The sequence below is a fragment of the Myxococcus eversor genome, from assembly GCF_010894455.1.
GTDB lineage: Bacteria > Myxococcota > Myxococcia > Myxococcales > Myxococcaceae > Myxococcus > Myxococcus eversor.
The window spans coordinates 44,950-64,225 of record NZ_JAAIXY010000006.1; the positions used below are offsets into that span (position 1 = coordinate 44,950).

The 19,276-nt window shown below is 68.8% G+C and carries 16 protein-coding genes; 7 read left to right on the forward strand and 9 right to left on the reverse strand.

Features of this window, described 5'->3' with window-relative positions; genetic code table 11:
- Window positions 1-22: 22 nt before the first annotated feature.
- Window positions 23-1,798 (forward strand): chromosome segregation protein SMC, encoded by a 1,776-nt coding sequence (locus tag G4D83_RS13730; protein ID WP_163865494.1) that lies wholly within the window; start codon window positions 23-25, stop codon window positions 1,796-1,798.
- An 82-nt stretch (window positions 1,799-1,880) separates the two neighbouring features.
- On the opposite strand, the gene G4D83_RS13735 is transcribed toward G4D83_RS13730, so the two are convergent.
- The 4 genes from G4D83_RS13735 to G4D83_RS13750 all read right to left on the reverse strand — a co-directional run bounded on the left by G4D83_RS13735 (window position 1,881) and on the right by G4D83_RS13750 (window position 7,183).
- Window positions 1,881-2,927, reverse strand: coding sequence for an SPFH domain-containing protein (locus G4D83_RS13735; protein WP_163865199.1), 1,047 nt, complete (start codon window positions 2,925-2,927; stop codon window positions 1,881-1,883).
- A 228-nt stretch (window positions 2,928-3,155) separates the two neighbouring features.
- Window positions 3,156-3,956, reverse strand: a complete 801-nt coding sequence (locus G4D83_RS13740; protein WP_163865200.1) for an ABC transporter permease subunit — start codon at window positions 3,954-3,956, stop codon at window positions 3,156-3,158.
- Window positions 3,957-3,959: 3 nt separating this feature from the next.
- Window positions 3,960-4,877 carry an ABC transporter ATP-binding protein gene (locus G4D83_RS13745; RefSeq protein WP_163865201.1) on the reverse strand — a complete coding sequence of 306 codons (918 nt, stop codon included), beginning with the start codon at window positions 4,875-4,877 and terminating at the stop codon, window positions 3,960-3,962.
- Window positions 4,874-7,183, reverse strand: coding sequence for an ArnT family glycosyltransferase (locus G4D83_RS13750; protein WP_163865202.1), 2,310 nt, complete (start codon window positions 7,181-7,183; stop codon window positions 4,874-4,876). The genes G4D83_RS13745 and G4D83_RS13750 overlap by 4 nt, the downstream gene beginning before the upstream one ends.
- Window positions 7,184-7,420: 237 nt before the next feature.
- Here G4D83_RS13750 and G4D83_RS13755 point away from each other — a divergent pair, with 237 nt between their 5' ends.
- The 3 genes from G4D83_RS13755 (at window position 7,421) to G4D83_RS13765 (ending at window position 10,673) form a co-directional block, all read left to right on the forward strand.
- Window positions 7,421-8,680: a hypothetical protein gene (locus G4D83_RS13755; RefSeq protein WP_163865203.1), complete on the forward strand. Its 1,260-nt coding sequence runs from the start codon at window positions 7,421-7,423 to the stop codon at window positions 8,678-8,680.
- A 2-nt stretch (window positions 8,681-8,682) separates the two neighbouring features.
- Window positions 8,683-9,558, forward strand: coding sequence for a hypothetical protein (locus G4D83_RS13760; protein ID WP_163865204.1), 876 nt, complete (start codon window positions 8,683-8,685; stop codon window positions 9,556-9,558).
- Between the two features lie 116 nt (window positions 9,559-9,674).
- Entirely contained in the window at window positions 9,675-10,673 is a 999-nt protein-coding gene (locus tag G4D83_RS13765) for an RNA ligase (ATP) (RefSeq protein ID WP_163865205.1), read from the forward strand.
- A 24-nt stretch (window positions 10,674-10,697) separates the two neighbouring features.
- Here the strand turns inward: G4D83_RS13765 and G4D83_RS13770 are convergent, their stop codons facing one another.
- Window positions 10,698-12,359 carry a rhomboid family intramembrane serine protease gene (locus G4D83_RS13770; protein ID WP_163865206.1) on the reverse strand — a complete coding sequence of 554 codons (1,662 nt, stop codon included), beginning with the start codon at window positions 12,357-12,359 and terminating at the stop codon, window positions 10,698-10,700.
- Between G4D83_RS13770 and G4D83_RS46810 the strand changes: the two genes are divergently transcribed.
- Both G4D83_RS46810 and G4D83_RS13780 read left to right on the forward strand, forming a co-directional pair.
- A complete protein-coding gene (locus tag G4D83_RS46810) occupies window positions 12,354-14,234 on the forward strand; it encodes an FHA domain-containing protein (RefSeq protein WP_163865495.1) in 1,881 nt (626 codons plus the stop codon). The two genes, G4D83_RS13770 and G4D83_RS46810, sit on opposite strands and share 6 nt — an antisense overlap.
- Window positions 14,235-14,336: 102 nt before the next feature.
- Entirely contained in the window at window positions 14,337-14,930 is a 594-nt protein-coding gene (locus tag G4D83_RS13780; protein ID WP_002634367.1) for a response regulator, read from the forward strand.
- A gap of 30 nt (window positions 14,931-14,960) precedes the next feature.
- Here the strand turns inward: G4D83_RS13780 and G4D83_RS13785 are convergent, their stop codons facing one another.
- The 3 genes from G4D83_RS13785 to G4D83_RS13795 are packed head-to-tail and all read right to left on the reverse strand — an operon-like array spanning window position 14,961 to window position 17,338.
- Entirely contained in the window at window positions 14,961-15,725 is a 765-nt protein-coding gene (locus G4D83_RS13785) for an enoyl-CoA hydratase-related protein (protein ID WP_163865496.1), read from the reverse strand.
- Between the two features lie 5 nt (window positions 15,726-15,730).
- Entirely contained in the window at window positions 15,731-15,943 is a 213-nt protein-coding gene (locus tag G4D83_RS13790; protein ID WP_141648351.1) for a biotin/lipoyl-binding carrier protein, read from the reverse strand.
- A gap of 42 nt (window positions 15,944-15,985) precedes the next feature.
- The gene (locus G4D83_RS13795) at window positions 15,986-17,338 is read right to left on the reverse strand and encodes an acetyl-CoA carboxylase biotin carboxylase subunit (RefSeq protein WP_163865207.1); all 1,353 of its coding nucleotides are present in this window, start codon (window positions 17,336-17,338) and stop codon (window positions 15,986-15,988) included.
- Window positions 17,339-17,515: 177 nt separating this feature from the next.
- On the opposite strand from G4D83_RS13795, the gene G4D83_RS13800 reads away from it, so the two are divergent.
- Complete coding sequence (locus G4D83_RS13800) at window positions 17,516-17,863, forward strand: hypothetical protein (protein WP_141648356.1); 348 nt, start codon at window positions 17,516-17,518, stop codon at window positions 17,861-17,863.
- A 16-nt stretch (window positions 17,864-17,879) separates the two neighbouring features.
- On the opposite strand, the gene ftsZ is transcribed toward G4D83_RS13800, so the two are convergent.
- Window positions 17,880-19,106 (reverse strand): cell division protein FtsZ, encoded by a 1,227-nt coding sequence (gene ftsZ / locus G4D83_RS13805; RefSeq protein WP_163865208.1) that lies wholly within the window; start codon window positions 19,104-19,106, stop codon window positions 17,880-17,882.
- Window positions 19,107-19,276: the final 170 nt, after the last annotated feature.

The window sequence follows — 19,276 nt, forward strand, 5'->3', positions numbered from 1 at the left end:
CGGAAGTAACATGCCGCCCGACATGCACCCAAGGATTCCCCTCCTCCTCGCCCTGGCCTGCCTCCTCAGCGCCTGCCCCAAGGGCCCTCCCGCGGACTCCCGGCAGCCCCCCACGGAGGAGCAGCGCCTCACAGAGGATGTGCGCGCGCTGGCCTCGCGAGCGGAGACGCTGCTGGAGGCGCAGCACCGGCTCGTCTGGGTGTTCTGGACGGAGGGCCGCCACGTGGACGTCTCCGGGACGTACGTGGGGCAGGAGGACCTCTTCACGCTCGACAACATCCGCAAGGTGGACCGGCTGCGGCAGCTCACGCAGGACCCGCGCGAGGTGCGCGCCCTCACCGCGCTGCACTCGCACTTCGCCGGCGAGTACCTGTCTCACGCGCTGGCCGAGTACAACGACGCGTCCGCCAACCTGGAGGCCTCCCTCACCTTCACCCTGGACGGCAAGGAGCTGCGCTACCGGGACTTGGAGCGGCTCCTGGCCAACGAGCGGAGCGCGGCGCGGCGCAAGGCGCTCTACGCGGCGGTGACGCCCCTGTTGGAGCGGCTCAACCAGACGCTGCGCCGCAAGGAGGAGCGCGCGGAGGAGCTGGTGAAGACGCTGGGCTTCCCTTCGTACGAGGCCTTCGGCAGCGAGCTGCGACAGGCGGACCTGGGCAAGCTGAGCGTGCTGGCGGAGGAGATTCTCCAGGCCACGCAGGCGCCGTACCGGCTGGTGATGGAGCGGCTCGCGCAGCGCGAACTGGGCGTGCCCTTCAAGGATATCACCCGCGCGGACATCCCCCGGCTGTTCCGCTCGCGTGAAGTCGAGGACGCCTTCCCCAAGGGCGAGTCCCTGCTCAAGGCGCACGGCACGCTGTCGGGGATGAGCCTGGACCTCGCCGAGCTGAAGAACGTCGCAATCGACGCGAGGGACTTGCCGCGCAAGAACAACCGCCCCCTGGCGCTGTCGGTGCGCGTGCCGGACGACGTGCGGCTGTCGTTCAAGCCGGGCTCGGGCGTGCTGCACCAGGCGCGCGTGCTGCACGAGTTCGGGCACGCGCTGCACTCGGCCTTCACGAAGGAGACGCGCTTCGAGCTGGCGCGGCTGGGCAACCCCACGGTGGGCGAGGCGTACTCGTCGCTGTTCGAGGACCTGCTGGAGGACCCGGTGTGGCTGGAGGAGCACGCGGGCATCAGCGGAGATCAGCGCTCGCAGTTCCTGGCCACCTCCAGCGCGCACAAGCTGTACCTCATCCGCCACGCGGCGGGCCGGCTGCTGTACCAGTTGGAGCTGCACCGGCGCGTGGAGGTGGACCCGAAGGAGCTGTACCGGCAGGTGATGTCGCGCACGGACGACATCCCGATGACGGATGAAGACACGGAGCGCTACCTGGTGGACCAGGAGGACTTCTTCCAGTCCGCGGACAGCTTCCGAGCGTGGTTCCTCGCGGGCCAGCTCCAGGCGCAGCTCAAGGCGCGCTTCGGCCCCGCGTGGTGGCACGCGCCGCAGTCAGGTGAGTTCCTCAAGGCGCTGTGGGCCAAGGGCAACGGCCTGTCCGCGCGCGAGGTGGCCGAGGCCATCGGCGAGAAGGGCATCGAACCCGACGTGCTGCTGCTGCGCCTGGGCACCACGCTGCAGGTGCCCATCCGGCTGAACCTGGAGGGCGTGGAGGACAGCATCCTCCCCGCGGCGCCTGGCCTGGAGGGCTTCACCCAGCCCGCGCCACCTCCGGGGCTGGAGGGGTTCACCGCGCCGCAGGGGACGCAGCAGGGCCCCACGCTGCCGCCCAAGGCGGGCACGGGCGACGGACGGTAGAAACACGAAGGGCCTCCGCCCACATGGGGACGGAGGCCCTGTCGATGTGGCGGGGAGCCGAGTCCCCGCCGTCAGCCAAGGACTACAGGAGCTTCATCAGCTCCGCGCGCTTGGCGTTGTACTCCTCGTCGGAGAGGACGCCCGCGTCCTTCAGCTCCTTGATTTCCTTCAGGCGCTGCGCGGGGCTGCGCGTGTCGGCGGGAGCCGCCTGCTGCGCGGGCTCCTGGGGGCGCTGCTGCTGGCCCTGCTGGTTCATGAACTGCTGGGCCATGCCGAAGCCCATGCCCATGCCCATGCCGCCCAGCGCGTTGCCGGAGCCGCTGCCATCGCCGCCCTTGGCCATGCCCTCGGCCGCGCCCAGCATCGCCTGGCCCTGCGCGTACTGCTGGAAGCCACCGGCCAGCCTCGAGTAGGCGACGTCCTTCGACAGCTTCTTCAGCGTCGCCTCGTCCTCCTCCTTGATGCTGACATGGAAGTTGCCCAGGCGGACCACGGTCAGGCCGTAGCTGTCCACGTGGGGCTTCATTCCACTGATGACCTCGGTCTCAATCTCCTCGGTGTACGCACCGCTCGTCACGTCGAGCAGCGGCCAGCGCTTCTTCACCAGCAGCTCGGCGATGCGGTCCTTGGTGACCTTGAGCACCTGGTTCTTGAACCAGCCCAGCAGCTCCTCATTGCTGGTGCGGCCCATGCCCACCAGACCCACCACGAGCTTCTCCGGGTCCGTCACGCGGATGGAGAAGTCGCCGTAGACCATGGTGCCGATGCCAAGGCCCGTCTCCGGATCTCGCGCATCGCCAATGGGCCCGCCGAACTTCACGCCCGCGAACTCGCGGACGGAGACGAAGAAGACCTCGGCGACGAAGAGGTTGCCTCCCGTGAACTTCTCCAGGAGCGCGGACAGGAACGGGATGTTGTTCGAGTCGAGCTGGTGACGGCCGGGCCCCAGCTTGCCCTCGACCTTGCCGTCCTTGACGAAGAGGGCGACCTCGTCCGCGTCGACGGTCAGCTGGGTGAGCATCCGGATGTTGTTCTCCGGATACTTGTAGATGATCTCCCCCTTCGCCGTGTCCGCGCGAGCGATGAAGTTGCGCTTCGCCTCACCCTTGATGGTGTCGAAGATACCCATTGCTAGTCAGCGCCTCCGTGGCCGCCATGGTGGCCGGCAAATCCGCGCCCCCACCCGACCCTCTCTAAGAACATGGCGTCCGCGACGAAAGCGTGCCCGCTTTCCGCCCGTCAGCCCTCCCCGGAAGATGCCAGTTTCACTGGCCATTGCCTAGCCGCTCGCCCTCCAGACGGCCTTGGGATGGCCTCCGGTGGACGGGTGGGAGGCCCGCCAGGGCCCCCGGGGAGTTCAGCCCCAGCGGCTGATCAGGCGCTCGCGGTCCAGCAGGCGGATGCTGGCGACGAGGAGCACCGCGTCCAGCACCAGCACCACCGCGCCTTGAAGCGCGTAGAAGCCCAGCCCGGCCTTCAGGACGCCCGCCACCTGCCCGCCCACCATGCCGACGAGCGGCAGGACGACGAGTGCGGAAATCTGCTGCGCCATGCGGGCCTCGCTCACCCGGGCGGAGATGAGCACCGCGACGCCGTTGCCGAAGAAGGCGAACAGCGGGGCAATCACCAGCACGCCGAAGGTCCACAGGGCGTTGGGCATCAGCGGCCCCTGCACCAGGGGCCAGGCGACGATGTCCACGCCCACGCAGAAGACGATGAAGGCCACCCAGGTAATCACCACCGCGGGCACCAGCGCCGCCAGGCTCTTGCCCGCCACCAGTTCCGCGGCCGTCACCGGCGAGGCGAGCAGTGGCTCCAGCGTGCGCCGCTCCTTCTCGCCCGCGACACTCTGCGAGGCGATGAGGATGGGCACGAAGACGGGCATGACGAGGAACAGGCCGAACCAGTCGGTGAGCGTCTTGTCGATGAGGAAGCGCGCCGCGCTGGCACCCAACGGCAGCGTGGGGTCATAGAACTGCGCCACGCTGCGCAGGTCGGCGCTGTTGGGCGTGTTGACGTACGTCCACACGACGACGATGGGCACCAGCACCATGACGGCCGGCAGCACCGCCATGGAGACGAGCAGCCCCACGTTCTTGCGCAGGTCCAGGAAGTCCTTCCAGAACACGGCCAGGGCTCGACGCGGACGGAATGCCATGGCTCAAGCGCCCTCTTCACGAAGCAGGTCCAGGTACACCTCTTCCAGCGGACGCTGCGCCGGCACCGCGCTGTGCACGCGCGCGCCCGCGCCCACCAGGCACGCCAGCACGTCCGGCGCGTGGGCCTCGTCCTCCAGCATGACGCGCAGCCGCATCCCTTCCGCCAGCACGTTGGGCGCGAAGGGCAGCGCCGCCAGGACATTGCGGAAGCGCTCCGCCTCCCCGTCCACCCGCACGTCCAGCGCCTGTCCGGAGCGCCGCAACTCCCGCACCGGCCCCATCAAGAGAAGCCGCTTCTTCACCACCGCGACGCGCTCACACAGCCGCTCCACCTCCGAGAGGTTGTGCGAGCACAGGACAATCGTGCGCCCCTCCGACGCGAGCTCGGCCACCGCGTCGCGCACCGTGCGCGCGGACTCCGGGTCCAGGCCACTGGTGGGCTCGTCCAGGAAGATGACGCGCGGGTCGTGCACCAGCGTGCGGACGATGGCGAGCTTCTGGCGCATGCCCTTGGAGAAGCCGCCCACGGGCTCCTCCTCGCGGCCGCCCAGGCCGAAGCGCTCCAGGTAGTGCTGCGTGCGCGGCCAGGCCTTGGCCTCGTCCAGTTCGTGCAGCTTCATGAAGAAGCGCAGGTTCTCCCGGGCGGTGAGCCGCTCGTAGAGGCCGGGCTGTTCGGTGAGCAGGCCCACCACCTTGCGCAGCCCCTCGCCGTCGCGGTCCGCGCGGTGGCCCCACACCACGGCCTCGCCCTCGGAGGGGCTCAAAAGGCCGGTGAGCATGCGCACCGTCGTCGTCTTCCCGGCGCCGTTGGGGCCGAGCAGACCGAACACCTCGCCGGGCCGCACGTGGAAGGTGAGCCCCTCCACGGCGACGCGGTCTCCGAAGCGCTTGCCCAGTCCCCGGACGTCGATGCCACTCAATCGATGGTCACCAGGACGAACTTGTTGTTGATGTCCTTGTCCACCGGGGTGACGACCTTGTCCGAGCCCACCGCGCTGCGCAGCGAGTTGAGCATCTTCTGCTCGGCGAGCACCCACTCGCGGCCGGGCCGCGCGACGAGCGTGCGCAGCTTCGCGTTGTAGTCACCGCTGCGGTACTGCTCCACGGTGTTGCTGGAGTAGAGCGTCTCGCCGCGCCAGTTCATCAGGTACGCGACGATGGGCTCGCCTTCCTGGCGCTGCGAGTAGTACCGCCAGAAGAGGTCGCGCTGCGTCCAGTGGTGGGACAGGTCCACCCAGTGGTTCCAGTTGAACCAGAGGGCGAAGCCAGCGGCCAGCATCCAGAAGGTGCCGAACAGCATCACCCGCGCCCGCATCAGCGTGGCCACGACGGCCATGGCCCCCGTCACAGCGAAGACGAAGCCCAGCGCGCCCTTGATGTTGACGGGCTCCGACAGCGAGCGAAGCAGCGAGTCATCCCCCGCGGGGTTCTTGAAGCCGCGCACCGCCAGCGCCACGCCCGCCAGCGCGAGCACCCCGGCCAGGGCCTGGAGCGACACGCGCCCTTCCGTGTTCGGGCGCATGGACTGCCACCCGAGGAAGCCGCCCACCACCGCCACCGCCACGCCCACCAGCCCCGTCGCGGACACCTTCGCGCCGGACGCCACCGCGGTCAGCGTGGCCACGCCGGCCAGCAACATGAGCAGCGCCACCGCGCGCGAGCCCGGCGTCACCTTCTCCCGCGTCTTGGGCGAGAAGGCCTCGAACGACAGGTAGACGCCGAAGGCGAGCAGCACCAGCGTGACGAGGTCGCCGGTCCACAGCGCGCGAGAGAAGAACGCGATGGGCTTGGTGACGAGCTCCTGCGGATAGGGCCGGTCGTAGTTGTAGACGAACAGGTCGGTGAAGTTCTTCGGGTTCTCCGCCAGGTCCTTGCCGACGAGCACGAAGAGGACCAGGCCGAAGATGAGGCTCACCGCGTGCGCGGAGATGCCCTCCTCCCACAGCCGGTCGATGAACAACGCGATGAGGACCGCGAGGCCGGGCAGGACGGGGAAGACGTAGTGGTGGAACTTGGTGGCGCTGGAGGCCAGCAGCCAGAAGGAGAAGGCCACCCACACCACGGCGATGATGGCCAGGTGGTCCGCCTTCTTCTCCGAGCGCAGCTTCAGCTTCGCGACGATGGCGAAGGCGCCGGGCAGCAGGGCCACCCAGGGGAAGATGCCGAAGCCCCCCTGCTCGATGAAGTAGATGAACGTGCCACCCGGCGTGGTGGTGTGCACGCCCGCGGTGAGGCGGTTGAGGTGGTCGTGGACGAAGAAGCGGTACCAGAAGAGCTTGCCCTCGTCGTCCACGCTCTTGAAGAGGGACATCACCACGTACCAGGGCGCGGCCACCGCGAAGAAGACGAGGATGCCCGTGCCCAGGTGCATCTTGTGCATCTGCGCCCACAGCACCGGCATGGGCTGGCGGCCCTCGCGCACGTCCTTGCGGAAGCCTCCGTCCGTCAGCCAGCGCAGGTGCGCATCCAGGCTCGGCCCGTCCCAGGGCATGACGGCCAGGCCCGCGTAGAGGATGAGGATGACGGCGGGAAGGCCCACGCCCAACAGGCCCTTGGCCAGCGTGGACAGGCCCGCGAAGAAATAGAAGCCGTACCACCACGCGGCGCGGTGCTTCGTCGTGTCATCCAACTGGCCGATGAGCGCGCACGCCATCGCGCAGACGAACGTGGTGACGAAGGGCGTGTCCGTCACCGTCTGCCGGGTGAGCAGGAAGTACAGCGGCATGGTGGCCAGCACGAAGCCGGTGGCCAGGCCCGCGCGGCGGTTCACCACACGAGAAACGGCCAGGGACAGGAGCGTCACGGCGGTGATGCTCAGCGCCACGAAGGGCACCCGCATGCCCCACTCGGTGTACAGCCCGAGCTGGCCTCCCGAGCGCACCGTGCCCACCACCTGCATGCCCAGCGCCTGCATCCACATGGTCAGCGGCGGCTTGGAGAAGAACCACGCGTTCTCCCAGAAGGGATACAGGTAGTCGCGGCGGACGATCATCATCCGCGCCACTTCGCCGTAGTGGGTCTCCCAGCAGTCCCACAGCCCCACCGCGCCCAGGTAGGGCAGGAAGAGCAGCCCCGCGAAGAAGGCCGTGGACAACACCGTCCGAGTCGTCGCGGAGAGCGAAAGCCACCGCTGCATCCACCGCGCGGAGAAGGTCTCCTTGCCGAGAATCGCCTCGGCGAAGGTCTGCTCTCGCTGCTGCTCCTGCTGTTCGCCGTCGCTCGCCACGGGTGAAGGGCTCCTTGAGTCGTTTCGGGCGGTTGCCTGCGCACCACGGGCAGGACGCGGCCTTATATCCCCGCCACCCCCGCCGGTCGACCTCCTCTGGAGGCACAGCGTGAGGCAGCGTGCGCGCCATTGTGCAGGAGCCTGCACGGAGGTGGGAGGCCCACATGCAGAGAGCCCGCTGGGGGAGCGGGGGCACGGGCCTTGTATTGCCCGCCCCCGTCCAGTTTCGGAGGCTCCATGCTCGTATCAGCGGTGACGTTGGGTTGTGCCCTGCTCCTGGGGCAGGTCGAGGGCGGTCCGCCCGCTGAGGTCGTCCCCACCGAGGACGCCCGCGTCGAGGTCGCCCCTCCCATCCTTCAGCCAGCCGCCGTGCCGCTGCCCTTCCAGGACGCGGAGCGCCCCGTGTTGTGCCTCACGTTGCCGCCCACGCCGGCCGTGCCCTCGGGACTGTGGCGCGCGCAGTGCGACTTCGAGCAACGGAGGTGTCTCGTCACTCCCGGCTACGAACTGGATGCCGACGGCCAGGAGACGGAGCGCTTCCTGGAGCGGGTCCGCGCCTGCGTCCCGGAGGAGGCCGCGCCCGTCCCGAACGCGGAGCTGTTCACGTATCGGCTGGAGCCGGCCATCGCCGACGCGCCGCCGGGCTGGTACCGCGATGAGCGCGGTCGGGTGATGCAGTTCAACTTCGATTTGAACCGGCGCGTCTGGTTGGGTGGCGCGTGGAGCCCGCTGTGGCCCGGTGACGAGGCGCGCGAGGACCGCGTGCGCCTGGACTTCGGCATCGCGCTGGAGGTGGCCGAGCGCAAGCGGCTGCACCGGCTGCACTTCCTGGAGACGGACCTCTCACTCGGCGAGCCCTCCATCGACTTCACGATGATGCGCTACGACTTCAGCGTCGAGCGCGACGAGCCGCTGTTCCGGGTGACGACCTTCTTCGGCGAGCCGCGACGCCACGACATCAGCATCAACCTGGGCGTGTGGATGGAGGCGCTCCACGTGGAGGACCTGGAGCGCGGAGATGCCCGGGGTGGGTTCCTCACCTGGGGCACCCTGCACGCCGCCTTGGACTTGTGGCACTCACGCGACATGGTGTCGTACGTGCGCGTGCGCGCGGGCCCCTCCGCGGAGCGCGACTACGAGAACGGCGTCACCACGCTGGTGCCCGGCGCGGCGCTCGAAGGCAACCTGACGCTGGACAGGGATGGGTTCCACCACCTGCGCTTCGGCGCGGAGGCGGAGAAGGTGCTCCTGTCGCGCGAGGTGGAGGGCCGTCCGCTCAGGCCCGAGCGGCTCAGGCTCTCCGCGGGTTACGAGCTCATCCTGCTGGCCATCAACGACCAGCCGCTGAGCCTGGTCGCGGATGCGCGAGGGACGTGGCGCAACGACATCGCCTTCCTGCCGGAGCGCTGGGAGTGGTCCGCCTCGGCGGGCCTGCGCTTCTCGCTGTGGGCCCCCGCGCGCCGCTCCGCGCCCCTGGCCGAAAAGGCCCGGGATTGACCGTGCTCGCGCTTGGACTCGCATTGCTCCTGGCCTCGGCGCCAGGCGCGGGCCCTCCGCCACCGGACCCGTGTCACTCCACGGACTCAACGGGCGAGCAGTTCCCCATCTGCTTCGACCCGGGAGACGGTTGGGTGGTGGGCACGGGCGCGACGGTGCGCGACGGCGTGGGGACCCTGACGCTGCACTCGAGCGTGCGCATCCGCACCGGCCGCACCAGCCGCAGCAAGGGCACGCCCTGGTTCACCAACCATCGACTCCTCGGCGTGGACCTCTGGGATGGCGAGCGGCGCGGCTTTGGCTTCACCGCCTATGACGGACTGCTGCGTCGCCACCTGGAGGAGGGCTTCATCCTGATTCCCACCGCGCGCCCGGTGCGCATCCCCTTCCCGTTCGACGTGACGGTGGCGCTGCGCGCGGCGAGCCTGGAGCGGCGCGAGTGGGAAGGCTCGGGGTGGACCTTGGAGACGGGGCGCATGGGGCTCCTCGTCGACCCGTTGCGCTCGGAGACGGGGCGCGCCTGGTTCGGCTTCGGCCCGGTGGCGAGCCACACGCTGCGCCACGCGGGAGACACCACCGAGCACGCGCTGTCCCCCTTCACCTCGCTGATGTTCGACCTGGGCCTGGAGAGCGATGACGGACTGTGGGCGCTGCGCGCGTCGGGACTCGCGGGGTGGACCTTGGGGCTCGAGGGCGGCACGGATTTCCGCGCCCACGCCGACGCCTCGCTGGAGCGCGTGTTCCTCGCCGTGGCGGACCAGCCCGTGGCGCTGCGACTCTCCGGAGGCTACGTCCTGGGTGACGCGGGCCTCATGCGCCGTGACGAGTGGACGCTCGGCGTGGGCCTGGTGGTGCGTGCCTTCAGCGCGCGATGGTGAGTCCGCCGAGCCCCAAGCTCGGGGGTTTCCTGATATCGAGGCACCGTCAGCCGGGGCACTCGAGGGCGTCGCTGGGGAGCCCTGGCCCTCGCCGGTGGCGAGGAAGGAGGTCCGTCATGGAGAGAAAGCTCGTCTCGATTCAGCGCATCGACCACCTGGAGGACATCCCTGGAGCCGACAACATCCTGAAGGCCCGGGTGATGGGCTGGGACGTGGTGGTGAGGAAGGGCGAGTTCGCCCCCGGTGACGCGTGCGTCTTCTTCGAAATCGACAGCCAGCTTCCAGAGGGCGCGAGCTGGGCGGAGTTCCTCAGGGCCCGGAGCTTTCGCGTGAAGACCGCGCGACTGCGGGGCGTGCTGTCCCAGGGACTCGCGCTGCCCACGTCCATCCTGGAGGGCGAGGTGCCTCCCGAGGGCACGGACGTGCGAGACAGGCTGGGCGTCGTGAAGTACGAGCCGGCGCCGCCCGAGGGCAGCGACGTGGCCGGGCCCTTCCCAAGTGAAGTGCCGAGGACGGACGAAATCCGCCTGCAGTCGGCGCTCGCCGTGCTGGACGAGCTTCGGGGCCACGACTTCTTCGTGACGACGAAGCTGGACGGTACCTCCGCGACGTACTTCCGGCCGCTCGAAGGTCCACTGGTGGCGTGCTCCCGGAACTGGTCTCTGCGACCCGGAACGAGCCGGGTGTGGACGGTGGCGAAGCGGTACTCGCTGGACACCGCGCTGCCTCCGGGCTTCGCCATCCAGGGAGAGCTGTGCGGCCCCGGCATCCAGAAGAACCGCCTGGGACTCACCGAGGTGGACCTGTTCGTGTTCAGCGTCCACGACACCCGGACGGGCCAGTTCCTGGGCCACGAGGACTTCATCGCGTTCTGCGCGAAGCATGGGCTGCGCACGGTGCCGGTGGAGCACGTCGTCACGGGCGAGGCCGCGCGGACGTTCGACCATGATTTGGAGCACTACCTGAAGCTCGCCCAGGGTCTCTACCCGGGCACGAAGAACCGCAAGGAGGGCATCGTCATCCGGCCGCTCGTCGAGCGGCACTCGCCCACGCTGAGCGGCAGGCTGTCGTTCAAGGTCATCAACAACGACTTCCTCCTCAAGGACGAGGACTGAAGCCGAAGCCTCGGAGCCAACGCGTCAGCGCGGCGTTGGACCCGAGGTCTCCCGGTGCACAGAGGACGGAGACGCCTCCAGCACCGTCTTCAACGCGGCCTCGGCGGCCCGCAGGCGCGCATCCTGCGGGTCCACGCGGCGCGCTTCTTCCAGTCGCTCCAGTGCCCGAGGCAGCGCCCCCCGGGACAGCTCGCACCGAACGCCCGCCTCCAGTGCCCCCGTATCCGAAGGGCCGTAGACCTGGGCCTCGTCCGCCGCGTGACACCCTTCCTCGACGCGACCCGTGTCGAACAGCGCGCGCGCCAGCTCCACCCGAGCGCCCACATGCGCGGGGGACAGGCGCACCGCCTCCGCGAGCGGCGTGACGGCCTCTCGCGACAACCCCAGCCGTCGCAGCACCGCGCCCAGCTCCCGCTGAGGCCCTGGCGCGCCAGGCGACAACAGCGCCCGACCTCGCGCCTCGCGCAGCACCGAGGGCTCATCGAACCGCAGCTCCGCCACCATCCGTCCCACGACGTCCTGATACGCGGGCCACTGCGCGGGCCACGTGAAGACGAGGCGGTAGACCCACTCCCCCCGAGGCACGAAGAAGGCGAGCAGATGGCGCCCTCCATCGGGTCCCTCCAGTTGCGCGCGAAGCCGCTGCGCGACACGTCCACCCACCAGCGTTCGCGAGGGGCCCTGCACCGATAGCGTCCGGCCCTCGGGCCCCGGCACTCCCAGCGGCAGCGTCTCCTCATGGAAGTGCCGCGCCTGCGACAGGCCATCCACCGCCTCACCCGCCTCGATGGCCTCCGCGGAGAACGTGGCGCGACCCAGTCCCGGCAACCCGTTGGAGAACGTGCGCCGCCCCTGCCCGTCCACTTCGCCCCGCCAGCCTTCGGGCATCACCACCGCGACGCCGAAGCCGTCATCCCGCTCCACGCGCCAGCCCGAGCGCTCCATCACCACCAGCCCCGCCACGAGCAGCGCCGCGCCCACTCCCACCAGCGGCCTCGCCACGCTCGACCGCATGGTGCGGCGCTCCAATTCGCGCGGCTCCAGGAATGCTCCCGCCAGCAACCCGGCCACCAGTCCACCCAGGTGCCCGGCGTTGTCCACGCCCACCGAGGTCCAGCCCATCCAGAGGAACACGAGCACCGTTGGAAGCGCGCTCTCTCCGGATAGCCACCGCACACGGAAACCCGCGCGAGAACGGTGACGCCGGCCCAGCACCAGCAGCGCGCCCATGCATCCATAGACGAGCCCGGAGGCACCCACGCTCACCGCGCCAGACCAGGCAAGCGAGCTCGCCATCGTGGTCAGCGCGGAGGAGATCAACAGCGCGACATAGTCGAGGCGTCGGCAGGCTCGCTCCAGCGCGGTGCCCGCCGCCACCAGCACGGTGACGTTGAGCGCCAGGTGCAGCGCGTCCCGGTGCAGCAGGTTGGCCGACAAGAGCCGCCAGACCTGTCCCGCCTCCAGCACCAGCGGGCCCGCCTTGGCGCCCCAGCGTACGAGCGCATCCACGTCGACAGGCCCCAGGGCGGCGAGGACCCCGTGGACAGCCACCAGAAGGCCCGCGAGGACCACGGTGACCCAGGGAAAAATGCGAGCGCTCCCTTGGTCGGCCGATTGACCGATGGACAACAGCCCCGGCTCCCCCGCTTCCTGGGGAGAAAGCCCTGTCTTTTGAGGGGGATGCATGACTTGTGCGTTGAAAGGCCGTTCTGCTATGACTGTACGCGGATCGGACCCGTGCTGAAGCTCATCATCGAAGACGACGAGGGGCGCAAGACCGTTGTTCCCTTCGTGCGCGACGAGATCACCATCGGACGTCAGGAGGGAAACACCATCCGCCTGACCGAACGTAACGTGTCTCGTCGTCACGCACGACTGGTGCGGTTGAACGGCCATGTCGTGGTGGAGGACCTGGGTAGCTATAACGGCACCCGGATCAACGGCGAGCGTATCGCGGGTCAGTCGCCCCTCAGTGAGGGCGACCTGATCCAGATCGGCGACTACGACCTGGCTCTCCAGGCCGAAGGCGCCGCCAATGCCGTAGGCCCCATCACCACCAAGGTACCTACACGCCGGCAGGAGGCCGAGCCCGAGGAGCCTGAACGCTCGGAGAGCGAGGAGGAGGCACCTGGAGACGGCGACGAGCACGACCACACGCCCCCGTCCCAAGCCTCCGCGGACAAGCGCCGAAACTCGACCTCCATCATCCGGTTGGATCATGTGGAGGCCGACAGGCCCCGGAAGCTGGAGGACATCGATAGTAAAGATGCGCCCCGGTTGATGGTGCTGACCCCCGACGAGCTGCGGGGTCAGGAGTTCGCGTGCATCCGGACCGAGCTGCGAATCGGACGGACGGACGACAACGACATCACGTTGGACCATCGCTCGCTGTCGCGGACCCACGCCAAGCTGGTGCGTGAGGCGACGGGTGAGTGGCGGGTCATCGACATGCAGTCCGCCAATGGGATGACGGTCAACGGCGAGAGCTACGCCCAGGCCACCCTGAACAGCGGCGACATCGTCGAGCTGGGCCACGTGAAGCTGCGCTTCCTGACCGCGGGGGATGCCGGAGACGGCGACGACGCTCCCGCCAGCGAAGGCGGGATGTCGAAGATGCCGCTGGTGGCCGGGCTCATCGCCCTGCTGCTGGGAGGTGGTGGCGTCGCGTTCTGGATGTCCAAGCAGGGACAGGGCACGGTCACACCGATTCCCCCCACGGAGCCGGTGGCCATCCAGCAGCCCCCGCCCGAGCAGCCGCCCGCGCCTCCCGTCCAGCCGCCCGACGAGAACAAGGTTCCGACGACGGCGCAGACCGGGACGACTCCGCCTCCCGAGACGCCTCCTTCGACGGAGCCCTCGAAGCCGCCGGAGCCTCCGAAGCCGACCCTTGAGGAGCACCTCGCCAACGCCCGCACGGCGTTCGCGGCTGCGGACTTCGAGGGCGCAGCGGCTGTGCTGGAGAAGACCCGTAACGCTGACGGAAAGTTTCCCCCTGGAGCGAAGACGCTCTTGGACGAGGTCAAAACCGAGCGGACCTTCAAGACTCAGCTCGACAAGGCCGAGTCAGCGCTGGCTTCGGGCAAGGTTGATGAGGCGAAGGCGGCCCTCGAGGCAAGTGCCAAGACTGGCATCTTCATGGAGCGCCATGCGGAGCTGAAGGGTCAGCTCGACGCGAAGCTGCAGGAAATCGAGGCGGCCAAGGTAGCCGAGACGGCGAAGCCTCCTCCCGCAGTGGTTCCGGCCTCCAGCAAGGAAGACCCCAAAGCGACCGCCGCCGCCGAGCGCGATGCGCAGACCGGCGCGCTCGTCACTGACGCTCGCGCACTGATTAAAGGGCAGAAATACCGGGAAGCCCTGGCGGTTGCCGAGAAGTGCTCGAGCTTGAATCCGGCGAGCCCCGATTGCGAACTGGTGTTGGGCATCGCCAAGGCGCGGCTCAACAAGGTTGACGAGGGTGCGAAGCACTACCAGCGATTCCTGGACCTCGCGCCCAAGGATCATCCCTCCCGCAAGGGCGTTCAAGATCTCCTGAACCAGTACGAAGACTCGAAGACTCGATGAAGAGACCCTAGGGAGGCTGAACCATCCCCCATCGGCTGTGCGTGCTCGCCCCCCCTCCCCGAGCCGCAGCACGACGAAGTTCACCTGCAGCGAGGAGACGCTGTGCAGATTCGCATCCTGGTGGTTGATGACGAGCAGGACAACTGCGACTACCTCAAGCTGGTGCTGACCCGCGAAGGCTACGAGGTCGTGACCACGACGGACCCCACCCAGACGGTGGAGATCCTCCGTGGTTCCGACTTCCACCTCGTCATCCTCGACATGATGATGCCGCAGATGTCGGGGACCGAGGTGCTGGAGCAGATCCGCAAGTACGATACGGACGTTGCCGTCATCGTCGCCACCGCGTACCCCACGGTGGATACGGCGGTCGCTTCGCTCAAGGCCCAGGCTTCCGACTACGTCAAGAAGCCCATGGAGCCGGAGCAGTTCATCACCGCGGTCCGCAACGCCCTCCAGAAGAAGGGCTTGTCACAGGACCCGGAGGCGGACCTGCACCGCGCCATCGGTCGCACCATCCGCGACGCGCGCAAGACGCAAGAGCTCACCCTCAAGCAACTCGCGCGACGCACCGGCTTGTCCGTGTCACTGCTGTCCCAGATTGAGCGCGCGGAGTCCTCCGCGTCCATCTCGTCGCTCTACAAGATTGCCTCGGCGCTGCAACTGCGCATGGGCGAGCTGTTCGGCGACACCTGAAGCCCCGACACCGCCTCGCCGGCCGCGTGACTAGCGGCCGGTGAAGCGGGGCGGACGCTTCTCCAGGAAGGCCGCACGCCCTTCCTTCGCATCCTCGCTACCGAACGCCGTCGCGCGAAGCACCCTGAGCCGCGCCTGCTCCGCGTCACCCAGTGGCGCCCGCGACAGCATTCCGAACGACTCCTTCATCCCCGACACCGCGCCAGGCGCATGGCCCGCCAGCGTCGCGCACAGCGCGAGGGCCCGCACCTCCGCGTCCCCCTCGCACACGTCGAGCAGTCCCCAGTCCAGCGCCTCACGCGCATCCAGCTTGCGCGCCGTGAGGAAGAGCTGCTTCGCCCGGGACAACCCCACCAGCCGCGTCGCCCGAGCCAGGCCTTCCGGCGAGTAGACGATGCCCAGCTTCGCCGGAGGCATGAGGAAGACGGTGTCCGGCGCGCCCACCCGGAAATCGCACGAGGCCGCCAAATCGAACCCCGCGCCCACCGCCGCGCCCTGCACCAACGCCACGCTGGGTACCGGGTGGTGCTCAAGCTTGAGCAGACACTCCACCAGCGCGTCATCCGGCAGGCGCCCGTCCGCCCCCGGTGGCCCCAGGTGCGTCAAGTCATAGCCCGCGCAGAAGGTGCCGCCCGCGCCCCGCACCAGCAGCACTCGCACGTGCGGAGCGGGCTCCAGCGCCGCGTCCAACCGGGCCAGCATCGCGTCATTCAGCGCGTTGCGCCGGGCCGGGTTGGACAACGTCAACACCCGTACGCCGCCCTCGCGGTCTTCCACCTCCACCGAGGGCTCCACCACGACTACCCGAGCACCACGAGGACATCACCCTCGTTGACGGACTGAGCCTCCTTGCAACGAATCTCCTTCACGGTGCCGGCCTCGGTCGTCTCCACCGGCATCTCCATCTTCATGGACTCGAGGATGACCAGCGTGTCGCCCTCTTTGACTTGCTGGCCGACCTGCACCTCGATCTTCCACACGGTGCCAGTGATATGCGCCGCAACGTCCGCCATGAGTCCGTTCCTCCGCAGGGGTGATGAAACAGGAGCCTGCCACTACGCCGGCTTGGCGTGATGCTCCAGGAAATGCGTATCCAGCTCGCCGGCCTTGAAGGCCGCATCCTGAACGATTCGCAGGTGGAGCGGGATGTTCGTCTTGATGCCTTCGATGCGGAACGACTGGAGCGCCGTCACCGAGCGCTCAATCGCCTCCGCGCGCGTGGCGCCGGAGATGATGAGCTTGGCGATGAGCGGGTCGTAGTTCGGCGTGACGGTGTTGCCCTCGGCGTAGCCGGCGTCCAGCCGCACGCCCTCGCCCGTGGGCGGCTGGAACACCTTCAGCGGCCCCGGCGACGGGAAGAACTTCACCGGGTCCTCCGCGTAGATGCGGAACTCCAACGCCGCCCCGCGCCGCACCACGTCCTCCTGCTTCACCGTGAGGTGCTCGCCCGCGGCGATGCGCAGCTGCCAGCCGATGAGGTCCAGCCCCGTGGTCAGCTCCGTCACCGGGTGCTCCACCTGGAGGCGCGCGTTCATCTCGATGAAGTAGACCTGCCCGTCCGAGTACAGGAACTCCACCGTGCCCGCGTTCGCGTAGCCGAACGTCTTGGCCGCGGTGACGGCCGCCGTGAAGAGCTTCTGGGACAGCTCCGCGTTCTTCCCGTCCGCGAACAGCACGGACGGCGCCTCCTCCACCACCTTCTGGTGGCGCCGCTGGATGGAGCACTCGCGCTCCAGGCAGTGGATGAGGTGGCCGTGGTGGTCCCCCAGAATCTGCACCTCGATGTGGCGAGGCGCGGGGAAGTAGCGCTCCAGGTACACACCCTCACGGCCGAAGGCGGACTTCGCCCGGTCCGTGCACTGGCGGAACACCTTCTCCAGCTCCGCGGGGTTGTTCGCCGCCGCCATGCCGATGCCGCCGCCGCCGCCCGCCGCCTTGCACAACACCGGGTAGCCGATGCGCTCCGCCTCGGACAGCGCGGTGGCCACGTCTGGCACCAGGCCCTCGCTGCCGGGCACCACCGGGACGCCCGCCGCGGACACCAGCTTGCGCGCCTGGCTCTTGTCCTTCATCCGCGCCATGGCCTCCGGCGGCGGACCCACGAAGATGAGCCCCGCGTCCTTGCACGCCTGGGCGAAGTCTCCGTTTTCGGACAGAAACCCGTAGCCGGGGTGCACGGCCTGCGCGCCCGTCTTCTTCGCGGCCTCCAGAATCGCCGGGATGCTCAGGTAGCTGTCCTTCGCGGGAGCGGGGCCGATGCGCACGGCCTCGTCCGCTTCCTTCACGAACGGCAGCTCCACGTCCGGGTCCGAGTACACGGCCACCGTCTTGAGCCCCATCTGCCGGGCCGCCGCGCCAATCCGACGCGCGATTTCACCCCGGTTGGCGATGAGCAACTTCTGGAACATGGCGCATGCCCTCGTGTGCGAAAGGGCGGCGAACCTAACCCCCGCCCCCCTCCCTGACAAGGGCGCGAGCAGGCGTGCAACAGGTCCCTACAGTCCAGTAAATTTGCGGCTCTACGAAGGCATGACGTACCTTGCCACACCGTGAAGCCCACCTCTTCCTCAGGCACCGGCGTTGGCGTGGTCGACCTCCATGGCGCTCGCCGCGCGCGTCGGTTGGACCTCTACCGGACCCGCCAGTCGGACCGCGTCCGCAGCGTCCGAGGCACGCTCGAAGCGCTCACTCAGAGCGGCACGCTGTTCACCCAGGAAGGCACGCGCCGAGGGCTGTCGCTCCTCAAGGCGCTCCAGTTGCTGCAGCGCGCCAGCGCCCGGCTGGAGGAACTGGCCGGTGGCGGCGTGATTCCGGCACCCCGCAAGCAGGAGCGCATCGACGCGCTCTACGAAGAGCTGGATACGCTCTTCACCCGCGCGGACAAGCTGGCCGGCCGCGACGAAGCCAGCGTGGCGCGACTGCCCGCCCGCTAGCGCCGCCCCGCTGCCGCTACGGGAGCTCGGTCTGCCCCTGGCGGCGCAGGAAGGTGGGGATGTCGAACTGGTCCTCATCCAACGGGAGCGCGGAGTCCTTCACCACGGACGTCCGGTTGCTGACGGACTTGCTGTTGTCCACCGTCGACATCGGGCGGGAGGCGCCGCTCTTCGCGGGGACCAGGCTGGCCACCTCCTCGCGCGCGTTGTGGATGAGCACCGACTGCTGCGCGGGCCGCGCCAGGGGGACCTGAACCGCCGGCGTCACCATGCGCACCTTGGGCGCGTCGCGGTGCACGAAGCCCGTGGCGATGATGGTGATCTTCACCTCATCCTGAATCTGTTCGTCGATGAGCGAACCGAAGATGATCTCCGCCTCGCTGTCCGCCGCGTCGTGGACCAGGGTCAACGCCTCGTTGACCTCCTGGAGCGTCATGTCCCGGCCGCCGGTGATGTTGATGAGCAGGCCCGTGGCGCCGTCGATGGAGACGTCCTCCAGCAGCGGACTGGAGATGGCCTGCTGCATGGCGTTGAGCGCGCGCTTGTCACCCGACGAGTGGCCCGTGCCCATGAGCGCCAGGCCCTTGTCGCTCATGATGGTCTTCACGTCGGCGAAGTCGACGTTGATGTAGCCGTGGTACTGGATGAGGTCGCTGATGCCCTGCACGGCATTCAGCAGCACCGCGTCCGCGCGCTTGAAGGTCTCCAACAGCGGCATGGGCTCGTTGGAGAGCGACAGCAGGCGCTGGTTCGGAATGGTGATGAGCGTGTCCACCGCGGCCTTGAGCTCGACGATGCCCTGCTCGGCCTGCTTGCGGCGCTTGTTGCCCTCGAAGAGGAAGGGCTTGGTGACGACGCCCACCGTGAGGCAACCCAGGCTCTTGGCGATGTCGGCGATGATGGGCGCCGCGCCCGTGCCGGTGCCGCCGCCCATGCCCGCCGTGACGAAGACCATGTCGGCGCCCTCGAGCACCGCGGCAATCTGATCTCGCGACTCGAGCGCGGCCTCGCGACCCATCTCCGGGTTGGCGCCAGCGCCCAGGCCCTTGGTCAGCGTCTGGCCCAGTTGCAGCCGCGTGGGCGCCTTGCTGGCGGCCAGCGCCTGGATATCGGTGTTGGCGGCGATGAAGTCCACGCGCTCCAGCTTGGACAGAATCATCGTGTTGACCGCGTTGCAGCCGGCCCCACCCGCCCCTACGACCCGAATCTTGGCGGCCTGCTTGTTCTGATCGAACTGGTCCATGGCGGTCCTTTCGGCGGGCGTCACGCGGTGCAGCGCGCAAGCCTCCAACCTCCGCAATCATCAGCAAGTCGGGATCTTTGGCAAGTATTCCGCTACGCACATGTAGCGGGATGGCACCGCGCCGAGTCCTGACGCGGACTTACGCAGCGGCCCCGAAAGCAAGCAGCGTG